Source organism: Massilia sp. MS-15 (genome assembly GCF_020176695.1).
Taxonomy (GTDB): Bacteria; Pseudomonadota; Gammaproteobacteria; order Burkholderiales; family Burkholderiaceae_D; genus Telluria; species Telluria hydrophila.
Window position 1 is genome coordinate 16,543 of record NZ_JAIWIA010000036.1, and the last position, 22,083, is coordinate 38,625.

The 22,083-nt window shown below is 64.9% G+C and carries 24 protein-coding genes and 1 tRNA gene; 10 read left to right on the forward strand and 15 right to left on the reverse strand.

Annotated elements, in window-relative coordinates:
* Positions 1-21 precede the first annotated feature (21 nt).
* Together LCI23_RS14570 and LCI23_RS14575 are read right to left on the reverse strand one after the other, a co-directional pair.
* Positions 22-660, reverse strand: a complete 639-nt coding sequence (locus LCI23_RS14570; protein ID WP_224947176.1) for a peroxiredoxin — start codon at positions 658-660, stop codon at positions 22-24.
* A 111-nt stretch (positions 661-771) separates the two neighbouring features.
* A complete protein-coding gene (locus LCI23_RS14575) occupies positions 772-1,158 on the reverse strand; it encodes a diacylglycerol kinase (protein ID WP_224947177.1) in 387 nt (128 codons plus the stop codon).
* 132 nt (positions 1,159-1,290) lie between these two features.
* On the opposite strand from LCI23_RS14575, the gene LCI23_RS14580 reads away from it, so the two are divergent.
* Positions 1,291-2,091, forward strand: a complete 801-nt coding sequence (locus LCI23_RS14580; RefSeq protein ID WP_224947178.1) for an IclR family transcriptional regulator — start codon at positions 1,291-1,293, stop codon at positions 2,089-2,091.
* 15 nt (positions 2,092-2,106) lie between these two features.
* Here the strand turns inward: LCI23_RS14580 and LCI23_RS14585 are convergent, their stop codons facing one another.
* Together LCI23_RS14585 and LCI23_RS14590 are read right to left on the reverse strand one after the other, a co-directional pair.
* The gene (locus LCI23_RS14585) at positions 2,107-3,309 is read right to left on the reverse strand and encodes a serine hydrolase (protein ID WP_224947179.1); all 1,203 of its coding nucleotides are present in this window, start codon (positions 3,307-3,309) and stop codon (positions 2,107-2,109) included.
* Positions 3,310-3,448: 139 nt separating this feature from the next.
* Positions 3,449-4,144 carry a nitroreductase gene (locus LCI23_RS14590; protein ID WP_224947180.1) on the reverse strand — a complete coding sequence of 232 codons (696 nt, stop codon included), beginning with the start codon at positions 4,142-4,144 and terminating at the stop codon, positions 3,449-3,451.
* Positions 4,145-4,451: 307 nt separating this feature from the next.
* Between LCI23_RS14590 and phaP the strand changes: the two genes are divergently transcribed.
* Positions 4,452-5,021, forward strand: a complete 570-nt coding sequence (gene phaP, locus LCI23_RS14595; protein WP_224947181.1) for a TIGR01841 family phasin — start codon at positions 4,452-4,454, stop codon at positions 5,019-5,021.
* An 82-nt stretch (positions 5,022-5,103) separates the two neighbouring features.
* Here phaP and LCI23_RS14600 read toward each other — a convergent pair whose 3' ends face one another.
* The 6 genes from LCI23_RS14600 to LCI23_RS14625 form a co-directional block, all read right to left on the reverse strand.
* Positions 5,104-5,826 carry an ABC transporter ATP-binding protein gene (locus tag LCI23_RS14600; RefSeq protein ID WP_224947182.1) on the reverse strand — a complete coding sequence of 241 codons (723 nt, stop codon included), beginning with the start codon at positions 5,824-5,826 and terminating at the stop codon, positions 5,104-5,106.
* An 8-nt stretch (positions 5,827-5,834) separates the two neighbouring features.
* Complete coding sequence (locus LCI23_RS14605) at positions 5,835-6,605, reverse strand: ABC transporter ATP-binding protein (RefSeq protein ID WP_224947183.1); 771 nt, start codon at positions 6,603-6,605, stop codon at positions 5,835-5,837.
* The gene (locus LCI23_RS14610) at positions 6,602-7,813 is read right to left on the reverse strand and encodes an ABC transporter ATP-binding protein (RefSeq protein ID WP_224947184.1); all 1,212 of its coding nucleotides are present in this window, start codon (positions 7,811-7,813) and stop codon (positions 6,602-6,604) included. The genes LCI23_RS14605 and LCI23_RS14610 overlap by 4 nt, the downstream gene beginning before the upstream one ends.
* A 15-nt stretch (positions 7,814-7,828) precedes the next feature.
* A complete protein-coding gene (locus tag LCI23_RS14615; protein ID WP_224947185.1) occupies positions 7,829-8,758 on the reverse strand; it encodes a branched-chain amino acid ABC transporter permease in 930 nt (309 codons plus the stop codon).
* A 165-nt stretch (positions 8,759-8,923) separates the two neighbouring features.
* On the reverse strand, positions 8,924-9,865 hold the full coding sequence (gene ispH, locus LCI23_RS14620) for a 4-hydroxy-3-methylbut-2-enyl diphosphate reductase (RefSeq protein WP_224947186.1): 942 nt from the start codon (positions 9,863-9,865) through the stop codon (positions 8,924-8,926).
* A gap of 13 nt (positions 9,866-9,878) precedes the next feature.
* Complete coding sequence (locus tag LCI23_RS14625; RefSeq protein ID WP_224947187.1) at positions 9,879-10,322, reverse strand: peptidylprolyl isomerase; 444 nt, start codon at positions 10,320-10,322, stop codon at positions 9,879-9,881.
* Positions 10,323-10,438: 116 nt separating this feature from the next.
* On the opposite strand from LCI23_RS14625, the gene radC reads away from it, so the two are divergent.
* The 4 genes from radC (at position 10,439) to LCI23_RS14645 (ending at position 12,574) form a co-directional block, all read left to right on the forward strand.
* Entirely contained in the window at positions 10,439-11,110 is a 672-nt protein-coding gene (gene radC, locus LCI23_RS14630; RefSeq protein ID WP_224947188.1) for a DNA repair protein RadC, read from the forward strand.
* A gap of 151 nt (positions 11,111-11,261) precedes the next feature.
* Positions 11,262-11,498 carry a 50S ribosomal protein L28 gene (gene rpmB / locus LCI23_RS14635; RefSeq protein WP_026354825.1) on the forward strand — a complete coding sequence of 79 codons (237 nt, stop codon included), beginning with the start codon at positions 11,262-11,264 and terminating at the stop codon, positions 11,496-11,498.
* Positions 11,499-11,511: 13 nt separating this feature from the next.
* Positions 11,512-11,679, forward strand: coding sequence for a 50S ribosomal protein L33 (gene rpmG, locus LCI23_RS14640; RefSeq protein ID WP_005665735.1), 168 nt, complete (start codon positions 11,512-11,514; stop codon positions 11,677-11,679).
* A gap of 157 nt (positions 11,680-11,836) precedes the next feature.
* Positions 11,837-12,574 carry a hypothetical protein gene (locus LCI23_RS14645; RefSeq protein ID WP_224947189.1) on the forward strand — a complete coding sequence of 246 codons (738 nt, stop codon included), beginning with the start codon at positions 11,837-11,839 and terminating at the stop codon, positions 12,572-12,574.
* 57 nt (positions 12,575-12,631) lie between these two features.
* Here the strand turns inward: LCI23_RS14645 and LCI23_RS14650 are convergent, their stop codons facing one another.
* From LCI23_RS14650 to LCI23_RS14670, 5 genes are all read right to left on the reverse strand, one after another.
* Entirely contained in the window at positions 12,632-13,846 is a 1,215-nt protein-coding gene (locus LCI23_RS14650) for a fatty acid desaturase (protein WP_224947190.1), read from the reverse strand.
* Between the two features lie 112 nt (positions 13,847-13,958).
* The gene (locus LCI23_RS14655; RefSeq protein ID WP_224947191.1) at positions 13,959-15,278 is read right to left on the reverse strand and encodes a mechanosensitive ion channel family protein; all 1,320 of its coding nucleotides are present in this window, start codon (positions 15,276-15,278) and stop codon (positions 13,959-13,961) included.
* A gap of 6 nt (positions 15,279-15,284) precedes the next feature.
* Positions 15,285-16,613 (reverse strand): RsmB/NOP family class I SAM-dependent RNA methyltransferase, encoded by a 1,329-nt coding sequence (locus LCI23_RS14660; RefSeq protein ID WP_224947192.1) that lies wholly within the window; start codon positions 16,611-16,613, stop codon positions 15,285-15,287.
* A 13-nt stretch (positions 16,614-16,626) separates the two neighbouring features.
* On the reverse strand, positions 16,627-17,256 hold the full coding sequence (gene purN, locus LCI23_RS14665; protein WP_224947291.1) for a phosphoribosylglycinamide formyltransferase: 630 nt from the start codon (positions 17,254-17,256) through the stop codon (positions 16,627-16,629).
* Between the two features lie 125 nt (positions 17,257-17,381).
* Complete coding sequence (locus LCI23_RS14670) at positions 17,382-17,789, reverse strand: barstar family protein (RefSeq protein WP_224947292.1); 408 nt, start codon at positions 17,787-17,789, stop codon at positions 17,382-17,384.
* A gap of 367 nt (positions 17,790-18,156) precedes the next feature.
* Here LCI23_RS14670 and LCI23_RS14675 point away from each other — a divergent pair, with 367 nt between their 5' ends.
* The 4 genes from LCI23_RS14675 (at position 18,157) to LCI23_RS14690 (ending at position 21,534) form a co-directional block, all read left to right on the forward strand.
* Positions 18,157-18,672, forward strand: coding sequence for a glycine zipper 2TM domain-containing protein (locus LCI23_RS14675; RefSeq protein WP_224947193.1), 516 nt, complete (start codon positions 18,157-18,159; stop codon positions 18,670-18,672).
* Positions 18,673-18,768: 96 nt separating this feature from the next.
* On the forward strand, positions 18,769-19,551 hold the full coding sequence (locus LCI23_RS14680) for a spermidine synthase (RefSeq protein WP_224947194.1): 783 nt from the start codon (positions 18,769-18,771) through the stop codon (positions 19,549-19,551).
* A gap of 22 nt (positions 19,552-19,573) precedes the next feature.
* On the forward strand, positions 19,574-21,394 hold the full coding sequence (locus tag LCI23_RS14685; RefSeq protein ID WP_224947195.1) for a GspE/PulE family protein: 1,821 nt from the start codon (positions 19,574-19,576) through the stop codon (positions 21,392-21,394).
* Between the two features lie 64 nt (positions 21,395-21,458).
* Positions 21,459-21,534, forward strand: a tRNA-Lys gene (locus LCI23_RS14690).
* Positions 21,535-22,083 lie beyond the last annotated feature (549 nt).

The following is a 22,083-nucleotide window of genomic DNA, read 5'->3' on the forward strand; positions in this document are numbered from 1 at the left end:
GCCGCGGGACGCAAGCCAGGCTTACTTGTTCGGCTGCGGGGTCAGGCGCAGGTAGGGACGCGGGGCCTGGTAGCCCTTCGGGTACTTCTGCGCGATCACGGCCGGGTCCTGCACCGTGAGCGGGATGATGACGTCGTCGCCGTCCTTCCAGTTGCCGGGCGTGGCCACGGTGTAGCCGTCGGTCAGCTGCAGGGCGTCGATCACGCGCAGCACTTCGTCGAAGTTGCGGCCGGTGCTCATCGGGTAGGTGATCATCAGGCGCACCTTCTTGGCCGGGTCGATCACGAACAGCGAGCGCACGGTGGCGGTGGCCGACGCTTCCGGATGGATCATGTCGTACAGCGTGGAGACCGATTTGTCGGCGTCGGCAATGATCGGGAAGCCGACCACGGTCTGCTGGGTTTCCTCGATGTCCTTGATCCATTCACGATGCTGGTCGGCCGGGTCGACCGACAGCGCGATCGCCTTGACATTGCGCTTGTCGAATTCGGGCTTGAGCTTGGCGGTCAGGCCCAGTTCGGTCGTGCAGACCGGGGTGAAGTCGGCCGGGTGCGAGAACAGCACCACCCACGAGTCGCCCGCCCACTCGTGGAAGCGGATCTTGCCGATGCTGGAGTCCTGCTCGAAGTCGGGGGCGGTATCGCCGAGGCGTAAGCTCATTGTCATTTCTCCATGGTGATCGAAAGAAGACATAGTCTACGAGAGAGCGGCGGCCACACCAAGGACAGCTTTGTTATTTACTTCTACAACAATGGCGATGAAGCGTGGCCGTCAAAAGAAACGGTTGTACAGCACCACAGCCCAGGTTGCCAGGGCCAGCAGCAGGCTCAGGGCGACGGCCGCACTGCCCATGTCCTTGGCTACCTTGGACAGCGGATGGCGCTCCAGCGAAATACGGTCGACCACGGCTTCGATCGCGGAATTGACGATCTCCACGATCAGCACCAGCACCAGCACGCCGACCAGGACCAGTTTCTGGAAGCTCGACACCGGCAACAGCAGCGCCACCACCGTGGCGATGGCAATGCCGACGACCTCCTGCCGGAACGCGGCTTCGCTGCGCCAGGCCCAGGCCAGGCCATCACGGGTATTGCGGCAGGCCGCCAGGAGGCGGGCGATGCCGCGCTTGGTCTTGAACTCGCTGATCGGGTCTTGCATGGCATTGGGCGAAATTGAGATAACCAATTATGCCTGTCTGACAAGACCTTGCACACCATAAAACCTTCGGATTGCACGCGCGTTTCACATCATGGTATAAAGATGGAGATACTGCACCGCACCAAACACATCATGAAAATGGAAACCCCAGCATTGGCAGCACCTGCGCCCGCCAAGACCTCGATCCAGGTGATCGAACGCATGATGGCGCTGCTCGACGCCCTGGCCAATTATGCCGATCCGGTCAGCCTGAAGGAATTGTCCAGGGTATCGGGCCTGCATCCGTCCACCGCCCACCGCATCCTGAACGACATGGTGGCCACGCGTTTCGTCGACCGGGTCGAACCGGGCACCTACCGTCTCGGCATGCGCCTGCTGGAACTGGGCAATGTGGTGAAGAGCCGGCTGTCGGTGCGCGAAGCGGCGCTCGACTTCATGCGCGCGCTGCACCGCAAGACCCAGCAGACGGTGAACCTGTCGGTGCGCCAGGGCGACGAGATCGTCTACATCGACCGCGCCTATTCCGAACGTTCGGGGATGCAGGTGGTGCGCGCGATCGGGGGGCGGGCGCCGCTGCACCTGACCTCGACCGGCAAGCTGTTCCTGTCGATCGACGACAGCAAGGCGATCCGCGCCTACGCCACCCGTACCGGCCTGGCCGGCCACAACAAGAATTCGATCACCGACCTGGCGCGCTTCGAGCGCGAGCTGAGCCTGGTGCGCGCGCGCGGCTATGCGCGCGACAACGAAGAGCTGGAACTGGGCGTGCGCTGCATGGCCGCCGGCATCTTCGACGACAGCGGCAAACTGGTGGCCGGCCTGTCGATCTCGGCCCCGGCCGACCGCCTGCAGGAAGAATGGCTGGAAGACCTGGTGCAGACCGCCGCCAGCATCTCGGCGACGCTGGGCTATCGCCCTGCTCCGGCGGCCTGAGCCGCACCGCCGCGGTCAATGCAGCGCAGGCACCGTGGCGCTGGCGCTGTTCAGGGTCGGCAGCTCGCGGGCGCCGACGGAACCCGGCGCCAGCACATCGAACCTGCCCGGCGCGAGCGCTTCGAGGAAGCGGCGCACCCGGCCGGCGTCAGCAGTGCGCGACATCTTCCCTTTTGAATCCAGGAACACCATGATCACGTTGCGGCCGTGGATGGCCGCCTGCATCACGAGGCAGCGCCCCGCTTCGTTGATGAAGCCGGTCTTCTGCAGGCCGATGTTCCAGTCCGGCAGCGCCACCAGGTAGTTGGTGTTCGCATAGCGCATCGGCCGGCCGCTCGCCTTCACCACCGAATTCGGGGTGGTGGAATATTCGCGCAGCAGCGGCTCGCGGTAGGCCACGGCGACCAGGCGCGCCAGGTCGCGCGCGCTCGACACGTTGCGGCTCGACAGGCCGCTCGAATCGACGTAACGGGTATCGCGCATGCCCAGTTCCTGGGCCTTGGCGTTCATCGCGGCGACAAAGGCGCCGATCCCGCCCGGGTAGTTGCGCCCGAGGGCGGATGCCGCGCGGTTTTCCGAACTCATCAGGGCGATGTGCAGCAGTTCGCGCCGCGTCATGCGGGCGCCTACCGGCAGGCGCGAACTCGAATACTTGTGGCGGTCGACATCGGCATCGGTGATGCGCAGGACTTCATCCAGGTCCTGCCCTGCCTGCACGACCACCAGGCCGGTCATGAGCTTGGTGATCGAGGCGATCGGCAGCGGGATGCTGGAATTTTTTTCAAACAGTACTTCAGAGCTGTTCTGGTCGAGCACGAAGGCCACGTTCGAGCGCAGCGACAGCGGATCGGGGGTGCGGCGCAGGCCGGCCACATCGCCCAGGCTGCGCGGATCGGCGAGCGCGGCGGCGGCCGGGGCCGCGCGCCGCACGACCTGGTAGGTGACCTTGCGCTTGCCACGCACGATTTCAACCCGGCGCACGATGCGCTGGCGCTGGTCCCTGGCGCTGGCCTGGTCCTGGCGCTTGGCACGCGCCGCCTTGCGCGCCTTGCCCGGCGTGGCCCGGCGCTGCACCTTCCTGACGGCTTTCTTCTTGCCCGTCTTGGCTTCGGCACCGGCGCCCATGCCTGTACCGGCGCCAGCGCCGGCGCCGGCCGCCGGGGCCGGCGGGAGCGCGAGCGACAGCGCAACGATGGCAGCCAATACAAGTTTGAACATCTGTAAACCCTTCGACGCAAACTGATGAGGTACAGATGCAGTTTAGCGGAACAACGTCTGATGGCAAGCAAAAGTTCGATTCCGTGCGCATCCCCCGTACGGGAAGAAATCCTTGCCAATCAAGTGTTTACTGACCAATTTATTCTCTGAAATACGCGAAATTGCCAACCGGTTCGCGCTCGGTCAGCAGCGTATTCTCGACCTTGCCAGGATCGGCCCAGCCGAGCGCCATGCCGCATACCACCATCTCATTTTCCGGCAATGCAAGCTGGCTCGCAATCACGCGATGGTATTGTGTGAAAGCGGCCTGCGGACAGGTGTCGAGCCCGCGCGCGCGTGCAGCGACCATGATGTTCTGCAGGAACATGCCATAGTCGAGCCAGGAGCCCTGCTCCAGGATGCGGTCGATGGTGAAGATCAGGCCGACCGGCGCATCGAAGAAACGGTAGTTGCGCGCGTGCTGGGCCGCCATGCCGGCCTTGTTCTCGCGCGTCAGGCCCAGCAACGCGTACAGGTCCCAGCCCACCTTGCGGCGCCGGTCGACGAAGGGAGATACCCACTCGCGCGGGTAATACGCGTATTCCTCGGTATGCTGGCGCGCCTGCTCCGGGTCGGCATTCACCGCCAGGATCGCCGCGCTCAGGTCCTCGCGCGCCTGTCCCGTCAGTACATAAACTTTCCACGGCTGGGTATTGGTGCCGGACGGCGCCCGGGCGGCCACCTCGAGGATGCGCTCGATGTCCTCGCGCGCGACCGGCTGTGGCAGGAAAGCACGGATCGAGCGGCGCGACACGATGGCCGCATCGACGGCTTCTTGCTGGGGGCTGGTGATCATGGATTCTCCTTGATGCGTGATGTTTGATCTGGCTTGGCGAAAAGGCAAGCGGCTAGTCTAGCATGGCCGGCTGCTGCTCCCTCCCGCCAAGGGGATACCTGAATTTCTTGCAATCAATGCATTCAAGAAATTTATGCACACTCCATGGTGCATCGCATCAAATTCGCTTGACTCACGCCCGAACTTGGTTGACAATTCGCCCTGTTGCGGTGCACAAAAAAGAGTTTCGTCGAATCGACGCCAGAAATCTGCCTCACCGGTCCAAGCAACATTTATCCACAGTACATTTTGAATTTTGGAGATCCACATGTTTGCAATTCCTGAGCAGTTCTCGAATGCCACCAAAGCCAACCTCGAATCGCAGTTCGCCCTGCTGTCCTCGCTGACCGCGAAGACCTTCGAAAGCATGGAAAAGCTGGTCGAGCTGAACATCAGCACCGCGCGCAGCACCCTGGAAGAGTCGTCGAACGTGGCGCGCCAGCTGCTGAGCGCCAAGGATCCGCAGGAATTCTTCTCGGTGACGGCATCGCAGGCCCAGCCGAGCGCCGAAAAGGCCCTGTCCTATAGCCGCCAGCTGGCCGCCATCGCCACCGGCACCGGCGCCGAGTTCTCGAAGGCCGCCGAAACCCAGATCGTCGACACCAACCGCAAGGTCATCGCCCTGGTCGACGAAGTGAGCAAGAACGCCCCGGCCGGTTCGGAAACCTTCGTTGCCGCCGTCAAGACCGTGATCAGCAACGCCAACGCCGGTTACGAGCAGTTCAGCAAGACCAGCAAGCAGGCTGCCGAAGCGATTGAAAACAACGTCAACGCAGCGGTGAGCCAGTTTTCGGCGACTGCTCGCAAGGCCGCCGCACCGCAGACGGCTGCCGCCTAAGCTGCGACTGGTGACATGAACAAAGCCGGGACGGCGACGTCCCGGCTTTTTATTTTGGCGCGCCTGTGGTGAACCCGGCCGCTCATTCACCCAGGTAAGCGGCCCGCACCCGGGGATCGTCCAGCATTCCGGCCGCATCACCCGTCATGGTAAGACTTCCCGATTCCATCACGTAGGCGCGGTGCGCCGCCTGCAGCGCCAGCTTGGCGTTCTGCTCCACCAGCAGGATCGTGATGCCCTGGCGCGACACGTCGCGGATCACCTCGAAGATCTTCTCGACCATGATCGGCGACAGGCCCATCGAGGGCTCGTCCAGCAGCAGCAGGGTCGGACGGCACATCAGTGCGCGCGCCATCGCGAGCATCTGCTGCTCGCCGCCCGAGAGCGTGCCGGCCAGCTGGCCTGCCCTCTCCTTCAGGCGCGGGAACACCGTGAACCACTGCTCGATGTCTTGCGCGATGCCCGCCTTGTCGGCGCGCGTGTAGGCGCCCATCATGAGGTTCTCGTGGATCGTCATGCGGGTGAACACGCCGCGCCCTTCCGGCACCATGGCCAGCTTGCGCTGCACCATGCGGAATGAGGCCGTGCCCCGTAATGACTGGCCCAGGTAGCGGATCTCGCCCTCCACCTTGCAGGGTGGCAGGGTGCCGGTGATGGCCTTCAGGGTGGTGGTCTTGCCGGCGCCGTTGGCGCCGATCAGGGTCACCAGCTCGCCCCGGTTCACTTCCAGGTCAAGTCCCTTGACGGCCTTGATGCCGCCGTAGGCCACCTTCAGCCCGGCGATGCTCAGGATGTTCTCGCTCATGGCCCCACTCATGCGTGTGCTCCCCCGAGGTAGGCCTTGATCACAGCCGGGTTCTTCTGGATCTCGCCGGGCGTGCCCTCGGCGATCTGCTTGCCGTATTCGAGCACCGTGATGCGGTCGCACAGGCCCATCATCAGCTTGACATCGTGCTCGATCAGCAGCACGGTCTTGCCCTCGGCCTTGATTTTCACGAGCAGCTCGCGCAGGGCCAGCTTCTCGGTGGCGTTCATGCCGGCCGCCGGTTCGTCCAGCGCCAGCAGCAGCGGGTCGGTGGCCAGCGCGCGCGCAATCTCCAGGCGGCGCTGGTCGCCATACGACAGGAACTTCGCCGTGCGCTGGGCATGGGCACCAATGCCGACGAAGTCCAGCAGCTCCTGGGCGCGGCGGCGGATCGCCGCTTCCTCCTCGCGCGCCGCGCGGTGGCGCAGCACGGCGCCGAGCAGGCCCTGGCGGGTGCGCACGTGGCGCCCGACCATCACGTTCTCCAGCGCGCTCATTTCGCCGAACAGGCGGATGTTCTGGAAAGTGCGCGCGATGCCGGCCCTGGCCACCTCGTGCGGCGCCGAGGGCGAATATGGCTTGCCGGCCAGCGCGAAGCTGCCGCTGTCCGGCTGGTACAGGCCCGTGATCACGTTGAAGAAGGTGGTCTTGCCGGCGCCGTTCGGGCCGATCAGCCCATAGATCTGGCCGCGCTCGATGCGGATGCCAACGTCGGTCAGCGCCTGCAGGCCGCCGAAACGCTTGTTCACGCCGGCGATGTTCAGCAGCGTTTCGCTCATGCGCCCGCCCCCTGTTCTTCCTCGCGCGCGATGGCCGCGTTCGGGCGCTCTTCCCGGTTCGGCGAGGGCCACAGGCCGGCCGGGTTGAGCAGCATGATCAGGACCAGGGCCAGGCCGTACAGCAGCTGGCGCAGCACCTCGGCCTCGACCAGCACCGTGCCGAACAGCGCCTGCTGGGCCGGCTCCACCACATGGCGCAGCACTTCCGGCAGCGCCGCCAGCAGCACGCCGCCCAGCACCACGCCGGGGATGTGGCCGATCCCGCCCAGCACCACCATCGCCAGCACCGCGATCGATTCGGTGAGCGAGAACGATTCCGGCGACACGAAGCCCTGGAAGGCGCCGAACATGGCGCCAGCCACGCCACCGAACGAAGCACCGATCGCGAAGGCCAGCAGCTTGACGTTGCGGGTGTTGATGCCCATGGCCTTGGCCGCGATCTCGTCCTCGCGGATCGCGACCCAGGCGCGGCCCAGGCGCGAGTGCTGCAGGCGGCTGGTAATAAAGATGGTGGCGATGGTCAGCAGCAGGAACAGGAAATAATAGGCGTTCACCGAAGGCATGCTGATACCCGCCACCTGCACCGTGGCCTGCGACCCGGCTTCCCCCGCCAGCGACACGCCGAACACGCGGATCGGGTCGATCATGTTGATCCCCTGCGGCCCGTTGGTAAAATTGATCGGGTCGTTCAGGTTGTTCATGAAGATGCGGATGATCTCGCCGAAGCCGAGCGTGACGATGGCGAGGTAGTCGCCGCGCAACTTCAGGGTCGGCGCGCCCAGCAGCGCGCCGCACAGGGCCGCGGCCAGCGCCGCCAGCGGCACGATCGCCCAGACCGACAGGTGGATGCCGTTCTGCTGGATCTCGGGACCGAACAAGGCGACCAGGGCCTCGCCCAGGGCCGGCGAATAATAGATGACCGATTCCAGCAGCGCCGCGAACTGGGGCGAAGAGAACAGGCCGACCAGGTAGGCGCCCACCGCGAAGAAGGCGATGTAGCCCAGGTCGAGCAGGCCAGCAAAGCCAACCACGATGTTCAGGCCCAGCGCCAGCATGATGTAGAGCAGCGCGATATCGATGATGCGCACCCAGGAGTTGCCGAACTGGGACGCGACGAAGGGAAAGACCAGCATCAGGACCAGCACGGCCGCCATGCTGGCGTAGGCCTGGCGCGGCTTGTGCTGGACGTCGAATGTCAGGAGGGCCATGTGCGTATCCCCCGCTCAGGCGCGGTCGGCCACGCGCTCGCCCATGATGCCGGACGGGCGCAGGGTGAGCACCAGGATCAGCACCACGAAGGCGAAGATGTCCTGGTAGTGGCTGCCGAGGAAACCGCCGGTGAGGTCGCCGATGTAGCCGGCACCGAGCGCCTCGATGATCCCCAGCAGCAGGCCGCCGATCATGGCGCCGTAGATGTTGCCGATTCCGCCCAGCACGGCGGCGCAGAAGGCCTTCAGGCCCGGCAGCACGCCCATGGTGAAGGTGACGGAGGCGTAGTTCGCGCCCCACATGACGCCGGCCACCGCGGCCAGCGCGGCGCCGATGGCGAAGGTGGCGACGATCACGCGGTTCGCGTCCACGCCCATCAGGCCGGCCACGCGCGGGTTCTCCGCCACGGCCCGCATCGCGCGGCCCATGCGGGTACGCTCGACCAGCAGCACCAGCGCGCCCATCGCCAGCGCCGCCAGCACCAGCAGCAGGATCTGGGTGGGCGAGATCAGCGCGCCCATGAACTCCACCGGCTCGGGAGAGAGCAGCTGCGGGAAAGGCAGCGGGCTGCGGCCCCAGATCATCATGGCGAAGGTCTGCAGCAGGATCGAGACGCCGATCGCCGTGATCAGGGGCGCCAGGCGCGGCGCATTGCGCAGGCGGCGGTAGGCCACCCGCTCGATCAGGATGTTGACCAGCACCGTGACGGGAATCGCCCCGAGGATGGCCAGCGCCAGCGCCAGGTACCCGGGCAGGCCGGGAGCATAGGCTTCGAGCAGCTTGACGATGGTGAGGCCGGCCATCGCGCCGATCATCAGGACGTCGCCATGCGCGAAGTTGATCAGGTTGAGCACCCCGTACACCATCGTGTAGCCGAGCGCGACCAGTGCGTACATGCTGCCCAGCACCAGGCCGTTGAGGAGTTGTTGGAGGAAGGTTTCCATCGTGCGCTTGTATGGTTTCCAAGCAAAACGGCACTCCGGGTCGCCCCGCAGTGCCGTTCCGGCCTGGCGTTCATGTTCCGATTGCCGCCATCATAACTTGGCAATTGGAAAAGATGCACAGGATTTTGTACCCGTCACCTGCCGGGCGCCGCGCTTCAAGCTGCTTCAGGCCGCTTTCGCGCCGTCCAGCCCTTTCGGCAGCGGGAACACGACGTTCTCTTCCACGCCTTCGAGCGCGCGCACGCTGGCCGCGCCGAGTTGCTTGAGGCGGTCGATCACGGCCTGCACCAGCACTTCCGGCGCCGAGGCGCCGGCGGTCACGCCGATCCGCTTCTTGCCCTCGATCCACTGCGGATCGATCTTGCCGGCATCGTCGACCATGTAGGCCGGGGTGCCCATCTTGTCCGCCACTTCGCGCAGGCGGTTCGAGTTCGAGCTGTTTGGACTGCCGACCACGATCACCACTTCCACCTGCGGCGCCAGGAACTTGACGGCTTCCTGGCGGTTGGTGGTGGCGTAGCAGATGTCGCCCTTCTTCGGCTCGATGATGTTCGGGAAGCGCGCCTTCAGCGCGGCGATGATGTCGGCGGTGTCGTCCACCGACAGCGTGGTCTGCGACACATAGGCCAGCAGGTCCGGGTTATTGACCTGCAGGGTCGCCACGTCTTCCACCGTCTCGACCAGGTGCATGCCTTCCTCGGCCTGGCCCATCGTGCCTTCGACTTCCGGGTGTCCCTGGTGGCCGATCATGATGATCTCGCAGCCCTGCTTGCGCATCTTGGCCACTTCCACGTGCACCTTGGTCACCAGCGGGCAGGTGGCATCGAAAATGGTCAGGCCGCGCGCCTCGGCGTCGGCGCGGACCGCCTTCGACACGCCATGGGCCGAGAACACCAGGGTATTACCCGGCGGGACGTCCTCGAGTTCCTCGATGAAGATCGCGCCCTTGCTGCGCAGGTCTTGCACCACGTACGCGTTGTGCACGATTTCGTGGCGCACGTAGATCGGGGCGCCGAACTGGCGCAGGGCGCGTTCGACGATCTCGATGGCGCGGTCCACGCCGGCGCAGAAGCCGCGCGGCTGGGCAAGCAGAATCTCGTTTTCCATGAAGGTTTCCTGTTTACAGAACCGAAATCAGTTTCACTTCGAACTGCAGGGCCTGGCCGGCCAGCGGGTGGTTGAAATCAAACAGCGCGGTGGTCTCGCGCATTTCCAGCAGCACGCCGGCGAAGCGGCCGCCCTTCGGCGCGTTGAACTCGATCAGTTCGCCCACCTTGTAATCGGCGTCCGGCACCGAGTTCTCTTCCAGGGTTGCCTTCGACACGGGCTGGATCAGGTCGGGATTGCGTTCGCCGAAGGCTTCGAGCGCGCTCAGCTGGAAAGTCTGGTGCGCGCCTTCGGGCAGGCCCAGCAGGCGCTGCTCGAGGAAGGGCGCCAGCTGGCCCTGGCCCAGCAGCAAGGTGGCGGGCGTGCCATTGAAGGTAGTGATGAGATCAGTACCGTCCGCCGTGGCAAGCCGATAATGCAGGGTCAGGTAGGAAGATGGGTTGACGACGTTCGACATGTTCGTTGTGGTGACAGGCAGGCCCGTTGCAGGCAAACCGCTATTGTAAGCCACGGCAGGCCCGCGCGCCTGCCGCGCAGTTTTTCATACGCCCTTTTCATCGCAAGGATCAGACAATGAGAATCACGGAATGGCCGGAGGAACAACGTCCGCGCGAGCGCCTGCTGCGCGGCGGACCCGCGGTGCTGTCGGACACCGAGCTGCTGGCGATCTTCCTGCGCGTGGGCGTGGCGGGCAAGAGCGCGGTGGCGCTGGCGCGCGACCTGCTCGACCATTTCGGCTCGCTGCACCGGCTGCTGCACGCCGGCCCGCGCGAGTTCGGCGCCCTGCACGGCCTGGGCCCGGCCAAGTATGCCCAGTTGCAGGCGGCGGTGGAACTGACGCGCCGCGCCGTGGTCGAGGAATTCGAACGCGCCGCCCTGTGCTCGCCGGACGCGGTGCGCGCCTACCTGCGCCACCAGTTCGCGCTGCAGGCGCATGAATCCTTTGTCGTGCTCTTCCTCGACGTCAAGAATCGCCTGATCACCTCCCGCGAAATGTTCAGGGGCACGCTGACCCACACCAGCGTGTATCCGCGCGAAATCGTCAAGGCCGCCCTGCAGGCGAATGCCGCGGCGCTGATCCTGGCCCATAACCACCCGTCCGGCGTGGCCGAACCGAGCGAGGCCGACCTGCGCCTGACGGCGGCCCTGGTGCAGGCGCTGGCCCTGGTCGATATCCGCGTGCTCGACCATTTCGTGGTGGCCGGGACACAGGTGCATTCCTTCGCAGAACACGGCCAGTTGTGAGGCATCCTGCCCTGCCGACGCGCTCATCCACAATTGTTAAATTTTCTGAATATAAAAAGACACAATTGTTTTTCGCAAGTGATTGATTTGCCTTCGCTTTTCACGCTATACTCTCGTTTTTCCAATTCTGGATATTCTTAAGGAGTGCACTATGGCACGTGTCTGCCAAGTTACCGGCAAGGGAGTGATGGTTGGCAACAACGTCTCCCACGCTAACAACAAAACCAAGCGTCGTTTCCTGCCGAACCTGCAGAACCGCCGCATCTTCGTCGAATCGGAAAACCGCTGGGTCTCCCTGCGTCTGTCCAACGCCGGTCTGCGCGTGATCGACAAGCTCGGCATCGATGCCGTGCTGGCCGACATGCGTGCCCGTGGCGAAAAAGTTTAATTAGGGAGCTATCATGGCAAAAACTGGCCGCGACAAAATCAAGCTGGAATCGACCGCAGGTACTGGTCACTTCTACACCACCACCAAGAACAAGCGCACCATGCCGGCGAAGATGGAAATCACCAAATTCGACCCGAAGGCACGCAAGCACGTGATCTACAAGGAAACCAAGATCAAGTAATCGATCTTGTTCCAGCAAAAGGCCGCCCGTTACGACTGGCGGCTTTTTTTATGCGCAGCGCCAGGCTTGAGATCGCGCAGCGACGTTTGGGCGCAGGCTTGCCATCCCTGCCCGGCCGTGGAAGCATATTCTTGTCGCCGACTCTTCCACCAACAGCATGCCGCCGCCGCCCACGCTCCTGGTCTTGCCTGTGCTGGCGGCCTGCCTGCTGTACGCCACGCCGGCGCGCGCCCGGCCGTCCGCAGACATCCCGACGGTGGAAGTCAAGGCCACCCAGGCCCGCCTGCTGCCCTACCGCGAGCTGTTCTACCCGCTGGCCAAGGCGGTCCAGCAGCGCCTGGCGGGCCGGGCGGTCCTGGCCATGCAGCTGCGTCCGGTACGGGCCGGCGTGCGCACCGACGACCTGCGCCTGTGGCTCGAAGGCGGCGGCGAAGCGCTGCCGCTGCCGCCGGGCGAGCACGGGCTGTTCATCGTTCCCGTGGCCGAGCGCATCGCCGCGCACGACGGCAGCTTCGCCATCAACAAGCATCCGGCCGACCTGCGCGCCAACCTGGTGCTGGTTCCCACCCTGGCACCGGATGCCTGGACCATGGGCGAAGTACGGCGCCTGCTGCAGGACGTGCACGCCACCATCGCCCCGCTCATGCCCTGGCACCACCGGCTGCTGATGTGGGCCGCGGCGCGGCGCCTTGGCGTGGCCGTGTGCAGCCTGTCTCCCAGCGCCCAGGTCGCCGTCACCGACGGCGGGCAGGTGCTGGCGCGCTACCCCACCAGCGAGCCGCTGCGCAACCATGCGAACGCGCCGGTCTATTGCCACCGCTTCAGCGGCCACGAAGACTTCGACGCCGGCGCGCGCCTGGTCCTGCCGGACGATGCGCAGGTGCTGCTGATCTGAACAAGGGACGAAAAAAAACGGCTTCCGAAGAAGCCGTTTGATCGGGGCGGATACCGCTTACGCGTAGCTGCGCAGGCGCAGCGAAAAGTCCTGCAGGGACTTGATGCCCGAGGCTTCGGCGCGCGCGCACCAGTCCTGCAGCTGGTGCAGCAACTGGTCGCGGGTCGCGTGCGAACGTTCCCAGATCGCGCCCAGCTCCACCCGCATCTGGTGCATGGTTTCCAGCGCCTTGCTGTGCTGGAACAGCTCGACCAGCTGCTGCTTGTGCGAGGCTTCCAGCTTGGCCGGTTCGCGCTGCATCAGCTTGCGCGAGCTCTTCAGGAAACGGGTTTCCAGCTCGGCCTTGTGCTTCAGGTGCGCGAATTCCTCCTGGAAGGCGTGGCGCACCGACTTCGCATACTTGGCCATCACGTCGTAGCGGTTGGCGATCACCGACTGCAGGGTGTCCAGGTCGGCCACCAGCTTGTCCTTGGCGAATTCCGGCTTCGGCGCCACCTTCTTCACTTTCGCCATTCCCAGGGTTTCCAGGATGCGGATATAGCCCCAGCCCAGGTCGAACTCGTACCACTTGCTCGACAGCTTGGCCGAGGTGGCGAAGGTATGATGGTTGTTGTGCAGTTCCTCGCCACCGATCAGGATGCCGAAAGGAATGATGTTGGTGGCCGCGTCGCTGCAGTCGTAGTTGCGGTAGCCCCAGTAGTGGCCGATGCCGTTGATGATGCCGGCCGCGGTGATCGGGATCCACATCATCTGCACCGCCCATACGGAAATGCCGACGATGCCGAACAGCGCGAAGTCGATCAGGAGCATCAGCACCACGCCCATGGCGCTATGCTTCGTGTAGACATTGCGTTCGATCCAGTCGTCCGGCGTACCGTGGCCATACTTCTCCATGGTTTCCTTGACCTTGCTCTCGGCGCGGTACAGCTCGGCGCCCTCGAACAGCACCTTGCGGATACCGCGCGTCTGCGGGCTGTGCGGGTCTTCCTCGGTATCGCACTTGGCGTGGTGCTTGCGGTGGATCGAGGCCCATTCCTTGGTCACCTGGCCGGTGGTCAGCCACAGCCAGAAGCGGAAGAAATGGCTCGGGATGGCGTGCAGGTCCAGGGCGCGGTGCGCCTGGTGGCGGTGCAGGTAGATCGTCACGGCGGCGATCGTGATGTGCGTCAGCACCAGCGTCGCGATCACGATCTGCCAGGCGCCGAGGTCGAGCAGGCCGGTGGACAGGAAAGTCAGCACGGCTTGCGCGGGTTCGCTGCTAAAGAAATTCATTCAGTCTCCATATATATTGCCTTGACGCGCCAGCCGGCGCGCCCGCAACCCGATATTTTACGCGGTTCCAGTGATGCACGGCACGATTAAAAGCCGTGGGACACAGCTTATTTCAGGATGCGTCCGGGTGGCGCGCGACAAGCGATGTCAGGTGTGCATCGAGCAGGCGCCGCTCCATGGCCGGATTGGCAAGCTTGATATCGCCGGACTGGACCAGCGCATAGATCTTGCGGTTGACATCGGAGATCGGGCCGCCCTGCCCGTTTTCCGGATCGCCCAGCCAGAAGCCGACTTCCAGCTCGTAGCCATCGGGGCCGAAGGCATTGAGCAGCACGTTCGGGGCCGGCGTGTCGAGTACCCGCGGCACGCCCTGCGGCTGGGCTTCCAGCAGCGGCATGACGCGCGACAGGTCGCTGTCGTAGGCCACGGTGAGCTTGGTCACCGCGCGCTGGTTGCGGTTGGTGGACGACTGGTTCAGCACCACCCCGGTGATCAGCATTTCGTTCGGCAGCAGGGTCTGGGTGCCGTCGGTGCCGCGCAGCACGGTGTAGCGGGTATTGATGCGCGCCACCTTGCCGGAATACTTGTCGAGCGTGATCGGGTCGCCGATGGTCAGGCTGCGCTCGAGCAGGATGATGAAGCCGGACACATAGTTACTGGCAATGCGCTGCATGCCCAGGCCAAGGCCGACGCCGAGCGCGCCGCCGAACACGGACAGCACGGTCAGGTCCAAGCCCGCCAGCGACAGGCTGAACAGCACTGCCACCAGGATCAGCACCGCCCGGCTCATGCGCGCCAGCACGACGCGGATCGACGTGTGCATGCGCTCGACATGCATCAGGCGCTCTTCCAGCGCCGCGCCGGCCCACAGCGCCAGCATCATCAGGACCACGATCGACACGGTGCCTTCGACCAGGTCGGCCAGGGACAGCCTGTGCTTGCCGATCGGCAGCTCGGTCTTCTCGAAGTAGTGGATCACGTCCGGCAGCACGCCCAGGATGTGCAGGGCGACACCAAGCCAGACCAGCAGCGCGAACACCTTCTCGAAGGTCTGCAGCGCGTCGCCGAGCGGGCCGCGGCGCGCGAACACCCGCCGCAGCAGGTAGAACACGGTACGGATCACGGCGAACGAGGACGCCAGCGGCACCGCCAGCGCGAACAGGTGCACGCTCTGGTAGTGCTGCAGGACCGTGCGCGTCACCAGCAGCAGCCCGAGGATCAGGAGCGGCGGCAGCACGCGGCTGAAGCTGGCCATTCCCAGGCCGAGCAGGCCGGCATGCTGGTCCTGGTGGCTGGCCAGCCAGGACCGGTGCATGAGCCGCGCCAGGCCCCAGCCACCCACGATGCACAGGACGATCGCCAGCAGCTGCCACAGGATGGCAGGCTGGTTGAAGGCGCCGAGCAGGTCGGCCAGGGCTTCCTGGAGCGGCATGCGGCCTTATGCCTCTTCGCCGGCGTCGCCCTCCGCCGCATCAGCCGGGGCGGCCGAGGTGGCCGAAGCAGGCTTGGCCTTGGCCTTGCGCTCCAGTACGGCGGCGAAGAAGCCGTCGGTCTGGTGCTTGTGCGGCAGCATTTTGAGGTACTTGTCCATCTCGAGCGGGATCTTCTGCTCGGCCAGCACGGCGCTGGCCGGCACCAGTTCGAAGTCCGGATGCGAGGCCAGGAACTGCTCGACGATGAAGTCGTTCTCTTCGTTCAGCAGGCTGCAGGTGGCGTACACCAGGCGCCCGCCGTTCTTGACCAGGCGCGCCGCGCCATCCAGGATCGCGGCCTGCTTTTCCTGCATCTCGCCGATCGCTTCCGGGCGCTGGCGCCACTTGACGTCGGGGTTGCGGCGCAGGGTGCCCAGGCCCGAGCAGGGAGCGTCGACCAGCACGCGGTCGATCTTGCCGGCCAGGCGCTTGATCTTGGCATCGCGCTCGTGCGCGATCAGCACCGGATGCACGTTCGACAGCCCGCTGCGCGCCAGGCGCGGCTTGAGCTTGGACAGGCGCTTTTCCGACACGTCGAAGGCGTACAGGCGGCCGGTATTGCGCATGGTCGCGCCCAGGGCCAGGGTCTTGCCGCCGGCGCCGGCGCAGAAATCGACCACCATCTCGCCGCGGCGCGCGCCAAGCAGCTGGGCCAGCACCTGGCTGCCCTCGTCCTGCACCTCGATCGCGCCTTCCTTGAACAACGGCAGGTTCTGCAGTGCAGGCTTCTTGAGCACGCGCAGGCCCAGCGGAGCGTAGGGCATCGGCTCGGCGGCGATCGGCGCCTTGGCCAGCTCGGCGATGACCTCGTCGCGGTTGGCCTTGATGGAGTTCACACGCAGGTCCAGCGGCGCCGGCGTGTTCAGCACTTCGGCCAGCTCCAGCGCTTCGGCTTCGCCGAACTGGGCCACCAGCTTCTCGTACAGCCAGGTCGGCAGGTTGGCGCGCATCTGGGGCGGCAGCAGCTTGCGGTCGACTTCCTGGATGCGGGTGAGGAACTGGGTTTCGTCCTCGCTCAGTCCGCCGAGGGCGTCGATGCCCACGGTCTCGGACAGGCCCAGCAGGGCCAGCTTGCGCATCGAGGGCATGTTGCCGGCGCCGGCGTAATCGGTGAAGAAGGACTTGTTGCGCAGGACGGCATACACCGCCTCGGCGATGACGCCGCGCTCGCGGCCGCCGAAACGCGGGTGGTCCTTGAAGTAGCGCGACAGGGTGACGTCGGCCGGCGACGTAAAGCGCAGTACCTCGCGCAATACCTCTTCCGTATTGCCGAGGATCGCTGGTGGCAATCTCATGGTGTTCCTTGGTTTAAATGCTGATGGGTGCGGCGGCGGCATCGAGGATGCGCACTTCGCCCTTGTCGATCCTGAGGCGGTCCTGGACGAACAGGCGCACCGCATACGGGTAGAGCCTGTGTTCCTCGACCAGCACGCGCGCGGCCAGGCTGTCTTCGGTGTCGTCCGCCAGCACCGGTACCCGGGCCTGAGCCACCACCGGGCCGTGATCGAGCTCGGCGGTCACGAAATGGACGGTGGCGCCATGCTCGCGTTCGCCGGCGTCGAGCGCCTGCTGGTGCGTGCCCAGTCCCGGGAACAGCGGCAGCAGCGAAGGGTGGATGTTCAGCATGCGGCCGGCGTAGTGCTCGACGAAGGGCGCGGTCAGGATGCGCATGAAGCCGGCCAGCACCACCAGGTCGGGGGCGTAGCGGTCGATCGTTTCCTGCAGCGCCGCATCGAACTCGGCACGGGTGGCGTAGTCCTTGTTCGCGACCACGGCGGTCGGGATGCCGCGGCTGCGGGCAAACTCCAGGCCCTTCGCTTCCGGCTTGTTGCTGATCACGGCCGCGACGCGGGCCGGCCAGCGCTCCGTTTCCAGGGCGCGCACGACCGCTTCCATGTTGCTGCCACGGCCAGAAATCAGGATCACGATGTTTTTCATAGCCGGCATTGTACCGTATCGCCGCCCGGCAACCGCCGCCGGACGGGGCTGGGGGCGCATCAACAACAGTGCAGGCAGGGGTCGGGCCGGAGCGGGCCCGAAGTCAGGCAAAGCTCGGACAAACCTCAGGCAACGATCGCGAACGAATAGAATACCCGGAACGGCACCTTCTTCTCGGCCCAGAACTCGGCCGCATCGCGAAACACGTCGAGCAGGTTCTCGCGCGCTTCCTTGTCGAACTTTTGCGCACTCGGCAACTGTTCGAGGACGACCAGGAAACCGGGCTGGGGACCGGCCTCGGCAATGGTTTCGGTGAGGCACTTGCGCAAGGCATCGAAGTTCTTGCTGCAAGCTTTGGGGAAATAGAATTTTTCGCCGATGCGGGCGCAGACCTGCTGCTTGGTCAGGGTATTCGCACAATGCGCATACAGGAAATGCTGACCCAGGCGCGCGGCCTCCTGCTGCAGTTCGGCGACGCGGAAAGCGCGGATCGACTGCACAAGATTGGGCGGCACTCTCATCAACAAACTCATTTTTTCCTCAGATTGACCAGGTCGGTGTGGTGTGACACCGGAGCGCCACGGGTCGCGACGGTTGGCGTCCGCCACGTTCTGTTCTCCCCTATCATTTCCACGCGCCAATAAAACCCTCATTTGTGTAAGGGTAACGTTTTGTGGTATTGGAAGCAACCCAAATGTGATTCAGCGAATCGCATTTGTAAGCATTGTTTATTCATATATGCACACCCGCGACGGCCATTCCAGCCCTTCACCATTCTGGAGGGGCGCCGCACAGGCTTGCAACGCTGTTACATTTTGTTGCCATGGGGATCAGACCGGCCCGACGGATCGGATTTACCATAGGAGCCATGGAAGTCGAATGCTCACTACGAGGTAGAACATGAATACTCAAGCCAAACTGATCGTTGCAGCAATGGGTCTTGCCGCACTGCCGCTGGCCCAGGCCCAGGCCCAGGATTTCGAGGATTTCGGCCGCGTGCTGCGCGTCCAGCCGCGCGTGGAACAGATCCGCATGCCGCGCCAGGAATGCCGCACCGATTACGTGCAGGCGCCGGTGCAGCAGCAGCGCGGCGTGGGCGGCGGCATCATCGGCGGTGTCGTCGGCGGCCTGCTCGGCAACCAGGTCGGTAGCGGCAGCGGCCGCGTGGCGGCCACCGCGGCCGGCGCGATCGCCGGCGCCATGGTCGGCGACCGCGCGGAAAACAACAACCGTCCGCAGGGCGTGCAGGAACAGGCGGTGCGCCAGTGCCGCACCGTCGAGGCCTACGAAACGCGCACCAACGGCTATGACGTGACCTACGAATACCGTGGCCAGACCTACAACACCCTGATGAACCGCGATCCGGGCAACCGCGTCCGCCTACGAGTGTCGGTGCAGCCGGTCGACGGCTACTGATCGTTTTCGCAGCAATCCCGCAGCGCGGGCACGCGCATCTGCTTGCGCTGCGGGAACCCCTCCCCCGATAATAGGGCGATTCAACCAGGTCGCCCTATGCTCATCAAACGCAAATCCATCGAACAGGCCGAGTCGTCGCGCCGTCCCGCGCGCAAGCCGAAGTTCGCTCCCGTTACCCTGTCTGAACAGGACGGCGTGCGTTACCTCCATTTCGGCACCGAGTGGGTCCAGGGCGCCATGCGCATCCGCAAGCCGGACTGGCCGGAGCTGGAATATGCGCAGCAGATGATGTCCTGGATGCTGTTCATCGACGCACCGCGCGCCATCGCCCAGCTGGGCCTGGGCGCCGGCACCCTCACCAAGTTCTGCTACCGCCAGTTTCCGCAAGCGCAGGTCACCGCCGTCGAACTGAACGAAGCCGTGATCGGCATCTGCGCCTCGATGTTCAAGCTGCCGCCCGAGGATGCGCGCCTGCGGGTGCTGCAGATGGACGCGCTCGATTTCGTGTGTGACCCGGCCAATCACGGCGCCTACGACGTGCTGCAATGCGACCTGTACGACGCCACCGCGCGCGGCCCGGTGCTCGACACCCCGGAGTTCTACCGGGCCTGCAATGACTGCCTGGCCGAGAACGGCATCATGACGGTCAACCTGTTCGGCGACCACCCGAGCTTCGCCAAGAACCTGAAGGCCATGAAGTTCGCGTTCGCGCACGTCATCTGCCTGCCGGAGGTCCATGAAGGCAACGTGGTCGCGCTGTGCTTCCGCGACCGTCCGCAGCTGGACAAGGACAGCCTGCAGGCACGCGCCGCACAGATCGTGGCCGCGACGAAGCTGCCGGCGAAGGCCTGGGTCAAGGGCCTGCTTGCCGCCAGCTGACACACCTACCACAGGGAGCCGCATGACCACGCCCGCCGTCCAGAACGTCCCCTCACCGGCTCCCAGGGCGCCGCGCCTGCGCGCGCTCGACCTGCAGTCGATCTTTTCCTGGCTGCTGGCGGACGGCATCGTGCGCAAGGAAAACGTCAAGGCGCAGTTCGCCCAGGCCCAGGCCATCCTGAAGAACGCGGCCGGGTCGATGCATCCCCTGACCGCGGTGGCCCAGTGCAAGCTGGTCTCGGAACAGCCGCCGCAGCGCCTCCTGACCCTCGATGTGCTGACCGAATGGTGCGCCACCAAGGTCGGCCTGCCCTTCATCCGCATCGACCCGCTGAAGATCGACTTCACCAAGGTGGCGGACGTGATGTCGGCCAGCTATGCGGCCCGCTTCAACATCCTGCCGGTGGACATGAATGCCTCGACCCTGGTGGTGGCGACGGCCGACCCGGCCAACGTCGAGTGGGAAGCGGAGATCGCCAAGGTGGCGCGCCGCAGGATCGAACTGGTGCTGGCCAACCCGCTCGACATCGCCCAGTACATCTCGCAGTTCTTCAGCCTGGCCAAGTCGATCCGCGACGCCAACCGCCACACGGGGCAGGACCTGGCGATGCGCAGCAACTTCGAGCAGCTGGTCGAACTGGGCAAGTCGAACAAGCAGTTCGACGCCAACGACCAGCACATCGTCAACATCGTCGACTGGCTGTGGAGCTATGCGTTCGAGCAGCGCGCTTCCGACATCCACCTGGAACCGAAGCGCGAGTTCGCCACCATCCGCTTCCGCATCGACGGCGTGCTGCACCAGGTCTACCAGGTGCCGGCGGTGGTGATGATCGCGATGACGGCGCGCATCAAGCTGCTGGGACGGATGGACGTCATCGAAAAGCGCCGCCCGCAGGATGGCCGCATCAAGACCCGCACCGCCGGCGGCCAGGAGGTCGAGCTGCGCCTGTCGACGCTGCCGACCGCCTTCGGCGAAAAGCTGGTGATGCGCATCTTCGACCCGGAGGTGGTGGTCAAGACCCTGCCCGAGCTGGGCTTCCCGCCGGACGACGCGGCGCGCTGGGACGCGCTGACCCGGCGCCCGCACGGCATCATCCTCGTTACCGGCCCGACCGGCTCGGGCAAGACCACCACCCTGTACACGACCCTGAAGGCGCTCGCCACCAGCGAGGTGAACGTGTGCACGGTGGAAGATCCGATCGAGATGGTCGAAGCCTCCTTCAACCAGATGCAGGTGCAGCCGGGGATCGACCTGTCCTTCGCCGACGGCGTGCGCGCGCTGATGCGCCAGGACCCGGACATCATCATGGTCGGCGAGATTCGCGACCTGCAGACGGCAGAGATGGCGATCCAGGCGGCACTCACCGGCCACCTGGTGTTCTCGACCCTGCACACCAACGACGCCCCGGCTGCCGTGGTGCGCCTGCTGGAACTGGGCGTGCCGGACTACCTGCTGGAAGCGACCCTGATCGGCGTGATGGCGCAGCGCCTGGTGCGCACGCTCTGCCCCGACTGCAAGGCCGCAGGGGGCGAGTTGAGCGACGAGGTCTGGCAAGGCATCGGCGGCGCCTGGAACATCCCGAAGCCGGCCACGGTCTACCGTCCGATCGGCTGCCCGGAATGCCGCCAGACGGGCTTTCGCGGCCGCACCGGCATCTATGAGCTGCTGACGGTGAGCGAAGGCTTCGCCCGCATCGTGCGCACCTCAGGCGACATCCAGCAGCTGCGCCAGCAGAGCGTGCTAGATGGCATGAAGCCGCTGCGCATCGCCGGCGCGATGAAGGTGGTCGAAGGCGTGACCACGGCGGACGAGGTGCTGAAGGTGAGCGCGGCGCTGGCCTGACGCGGACCGTGCACGGTTGACACTAGCGCAAACCGCAAGGCCCGGCTATAATGCGGCCTCTTTCGGGTCGTTAGCTCAGTTGGTAGAGCAGCGGACTTTTAATCCGTTGGTCGCTGGTTCGAGCCCAGCACGGCCTACCACGAATACACAGGAAGCCCACGAATTTCGGTTCGTGGGCTTTTTGCGTTCTTCGACCGGATGCGATGACATTCGTTTTTTTTGGTGGCGCGGTCTGGCGCAAGGTGCTGCTCGCCCGGCGGGAAACGGTCCTTTCCTCCTTTCCGCCCCGAGCGGCGTGAGCTGCAAGCGCCAACTCTTCAGGCACTTCCGGGTTGAAGGCAAACCGCAGCCTAAAGGCGTGCGAGGGGTGCCCCCCTGATCCGGACGACCACCGTCGCGAGCCTTTTGCTTCCTCTAATCCCACTCGGTGCCTGCCCCTCCCTACAGCTCTCTTTTCAGAAGAACATGAGGAGTTCTTCCGTTGCCAATCACCTGTGACGGCAGCCCCACAGTATATTTACAAAATATTTGCAGCGGCCTAGAGTGACCAAGTGCCATAGAAAATGGTTTTTTCGAACGCGAGTAAGGGCCTGCAGCATGCCCGAAGGCTTCCCGCGTTCGGTTAAACCGATGAATATTTGCAAGGGGTTGGTATGGTCACGCGTCCCTTCACTGTCCATTTCAGTCTA

Bases quoted from the DNA above. Each gene is read 5' to 3' on its own strand.
- radC (WP_224947188.1), top strand. From the start codon at position 10,439: ATGAGAATCACGGAATGGCCGGAGGAACAACGTCCGCGCGAGCGCCTG.
- rpmG (WP_005665735.1), top strand. From the start codon at position 11,512: ATGGCAAAAACTGGCCGCGACAAAATCAAGCTGGAATCGACCGCAGGT.
- LCI23_RS14605 (WP_224947183.1), bottom strand. From the start codon at position 6,605: ATGAGCGAAACGCTGCTGAACATCGCCGGCGTGAACAAGCGTTTCGGC.
- LCI23_RS14615 (WP_224947185.1), bottom strand. From the start codon at position 8,758: ATGGAAACCTTCCTCCAACAACTCCTCAACGGCCTGGTGCTGGGCAGC.
- LCI23_RS14580 (WP_224947178.1), top strand. From the start codon at position 1,291: ATGAAAATGGAAACCCCAGCATTGGCAGCACCTGCGCCCGCCAAGACC.
- LCI23_RS14645 (WP_224947189.1), top strand. From the start codon at position 11,837: ATGCCGCCGCCGCCCACGCTCCTGGTCTTGCCTGTGCTGGCGGCCTGC.
- LCI23_RS14680 (WP_224947194.1), top strand. From the start codon at position 18,769: ATGCTCATCAAACGCAAATCCATCGAACAGGCCGAGTCGTCGCGCCGT.
- LCI23_RS14655 (WP_224947191.1), bottom strand. From the start codon at position 15,278: ATGCCGCTCCAGGAAGCCCTGGCCGACCTGCTCGGCGCCTTCAACCAG.
- LCI23_RS14585 (WP_224947179.1), bottom strand. From the start codon at position 3,309: ATGTTCAAACTTGTATTGGCTGCCATCGTTGCGCTGTCGCTCGCGCTC.
- phaP (WP_224947181.1), top strand. From the start codon at position 4,452: ATGTTTGCAATTCCTGAGCAGTTCTCGAATGCCACCAAAGCCAACCTC.
- LCI23_RS14685 (WP_224947195.1), top strand. From the start codon at position 19,574: ATGACCACGCCCGCCGTCCAGAACGTCCCCTCACCGGCTCCCAGGGCG.
- ispH (WP_224947186.1), bottom strand. From the start codon at position 9,865: ATGGAAAACGAGATTCTGCTTGCCCAGCCGCGCGGCTTCTGCGCCGGC.
- LCI23_RS14575 (WP_224947177.1), bottom strand. From the start codon at position 1,158: ATGCAAGACCCGATCAGCGAGTTCAAGACCAAGCGCGGCATCGCCCGC.
- rpmB (WP_026354825.1), top strand. From the start codon at position 11,262: ATGGCACGTGTCTGCCAAGTTACCGGCAAGGGAGTGATGGTTGGCAAC.
- LCI23_RS14660 (WP_224947192.1), bottom strand. From the start codon at position 16,613: ATGAGATTGCCACCAGCGATCCTCGGCAATACGGAAGAGGTATTGCGC.
- LCI23_RS14675 (WP_224947193.1), top strand. From the start codon at position 18,157: ATGAATACTCAAGCCAAACTGATCGTTGCAGCAATGGGTCTTGCCGCA.
- LCI23_RS14600 (WP_224947182.1), bottom strand. From the start codon at position 5,826: ATGAGCGAGAACATCCTGAGCATCGCCGGGCTGAAGGTGGCCTACGGC.
- LCI23_RS14570 (WP_224947176.1), bottom strand. From the start codon at position 660: ATGAGCTTACGCCTCGGCGATACCGCCCCCGACTTCGAGCAGGACTCC.
- LCI23_RS14670 (WP_224947292.1), bottom strand. From the start codon at position 17,789: ATGAGTTTGTTGATGAGAGTGCCGCCCAATCTTGTGCAGTCGATCCGC.
- LCI23_RS14610 (WP_224947184.1), bottom strand. From the start codon at position 7,813: ATGGCCCTCCTGACATTCGACGTCCAGCACAAGCCGCGCCAGGCCTAC.
- LCI23_RS14590 (WP_224947180.1), bottom strand. From the start codon at position 4,144: ATGATCACCAGCCCCCAGCAAGAAGCCGTCGATGCGGCCATCGTGTCG.
- LCI23_RS14650 (WP_224947190.1), bottom strand. From the start codon at position 13,846: ATGAATTTCTTTAGCAGCGAACCCGCGCAAGCCGTGCTGACTTTCCTG.
- LCI23_RS14625 (WP_224947187.1), bottom strand. From the start codon at position 10,322: ATGTCGAACGTCGTCAACCCATCTTCCTACCTGACCCTGCATTATCGG.
- purN (WP_224947291.1), bottom strand. From the start codon at position 17,256: ATGAAAAACATCGTGATCCTGATTTCTGGCCGTGGCAGCAACATGGAA.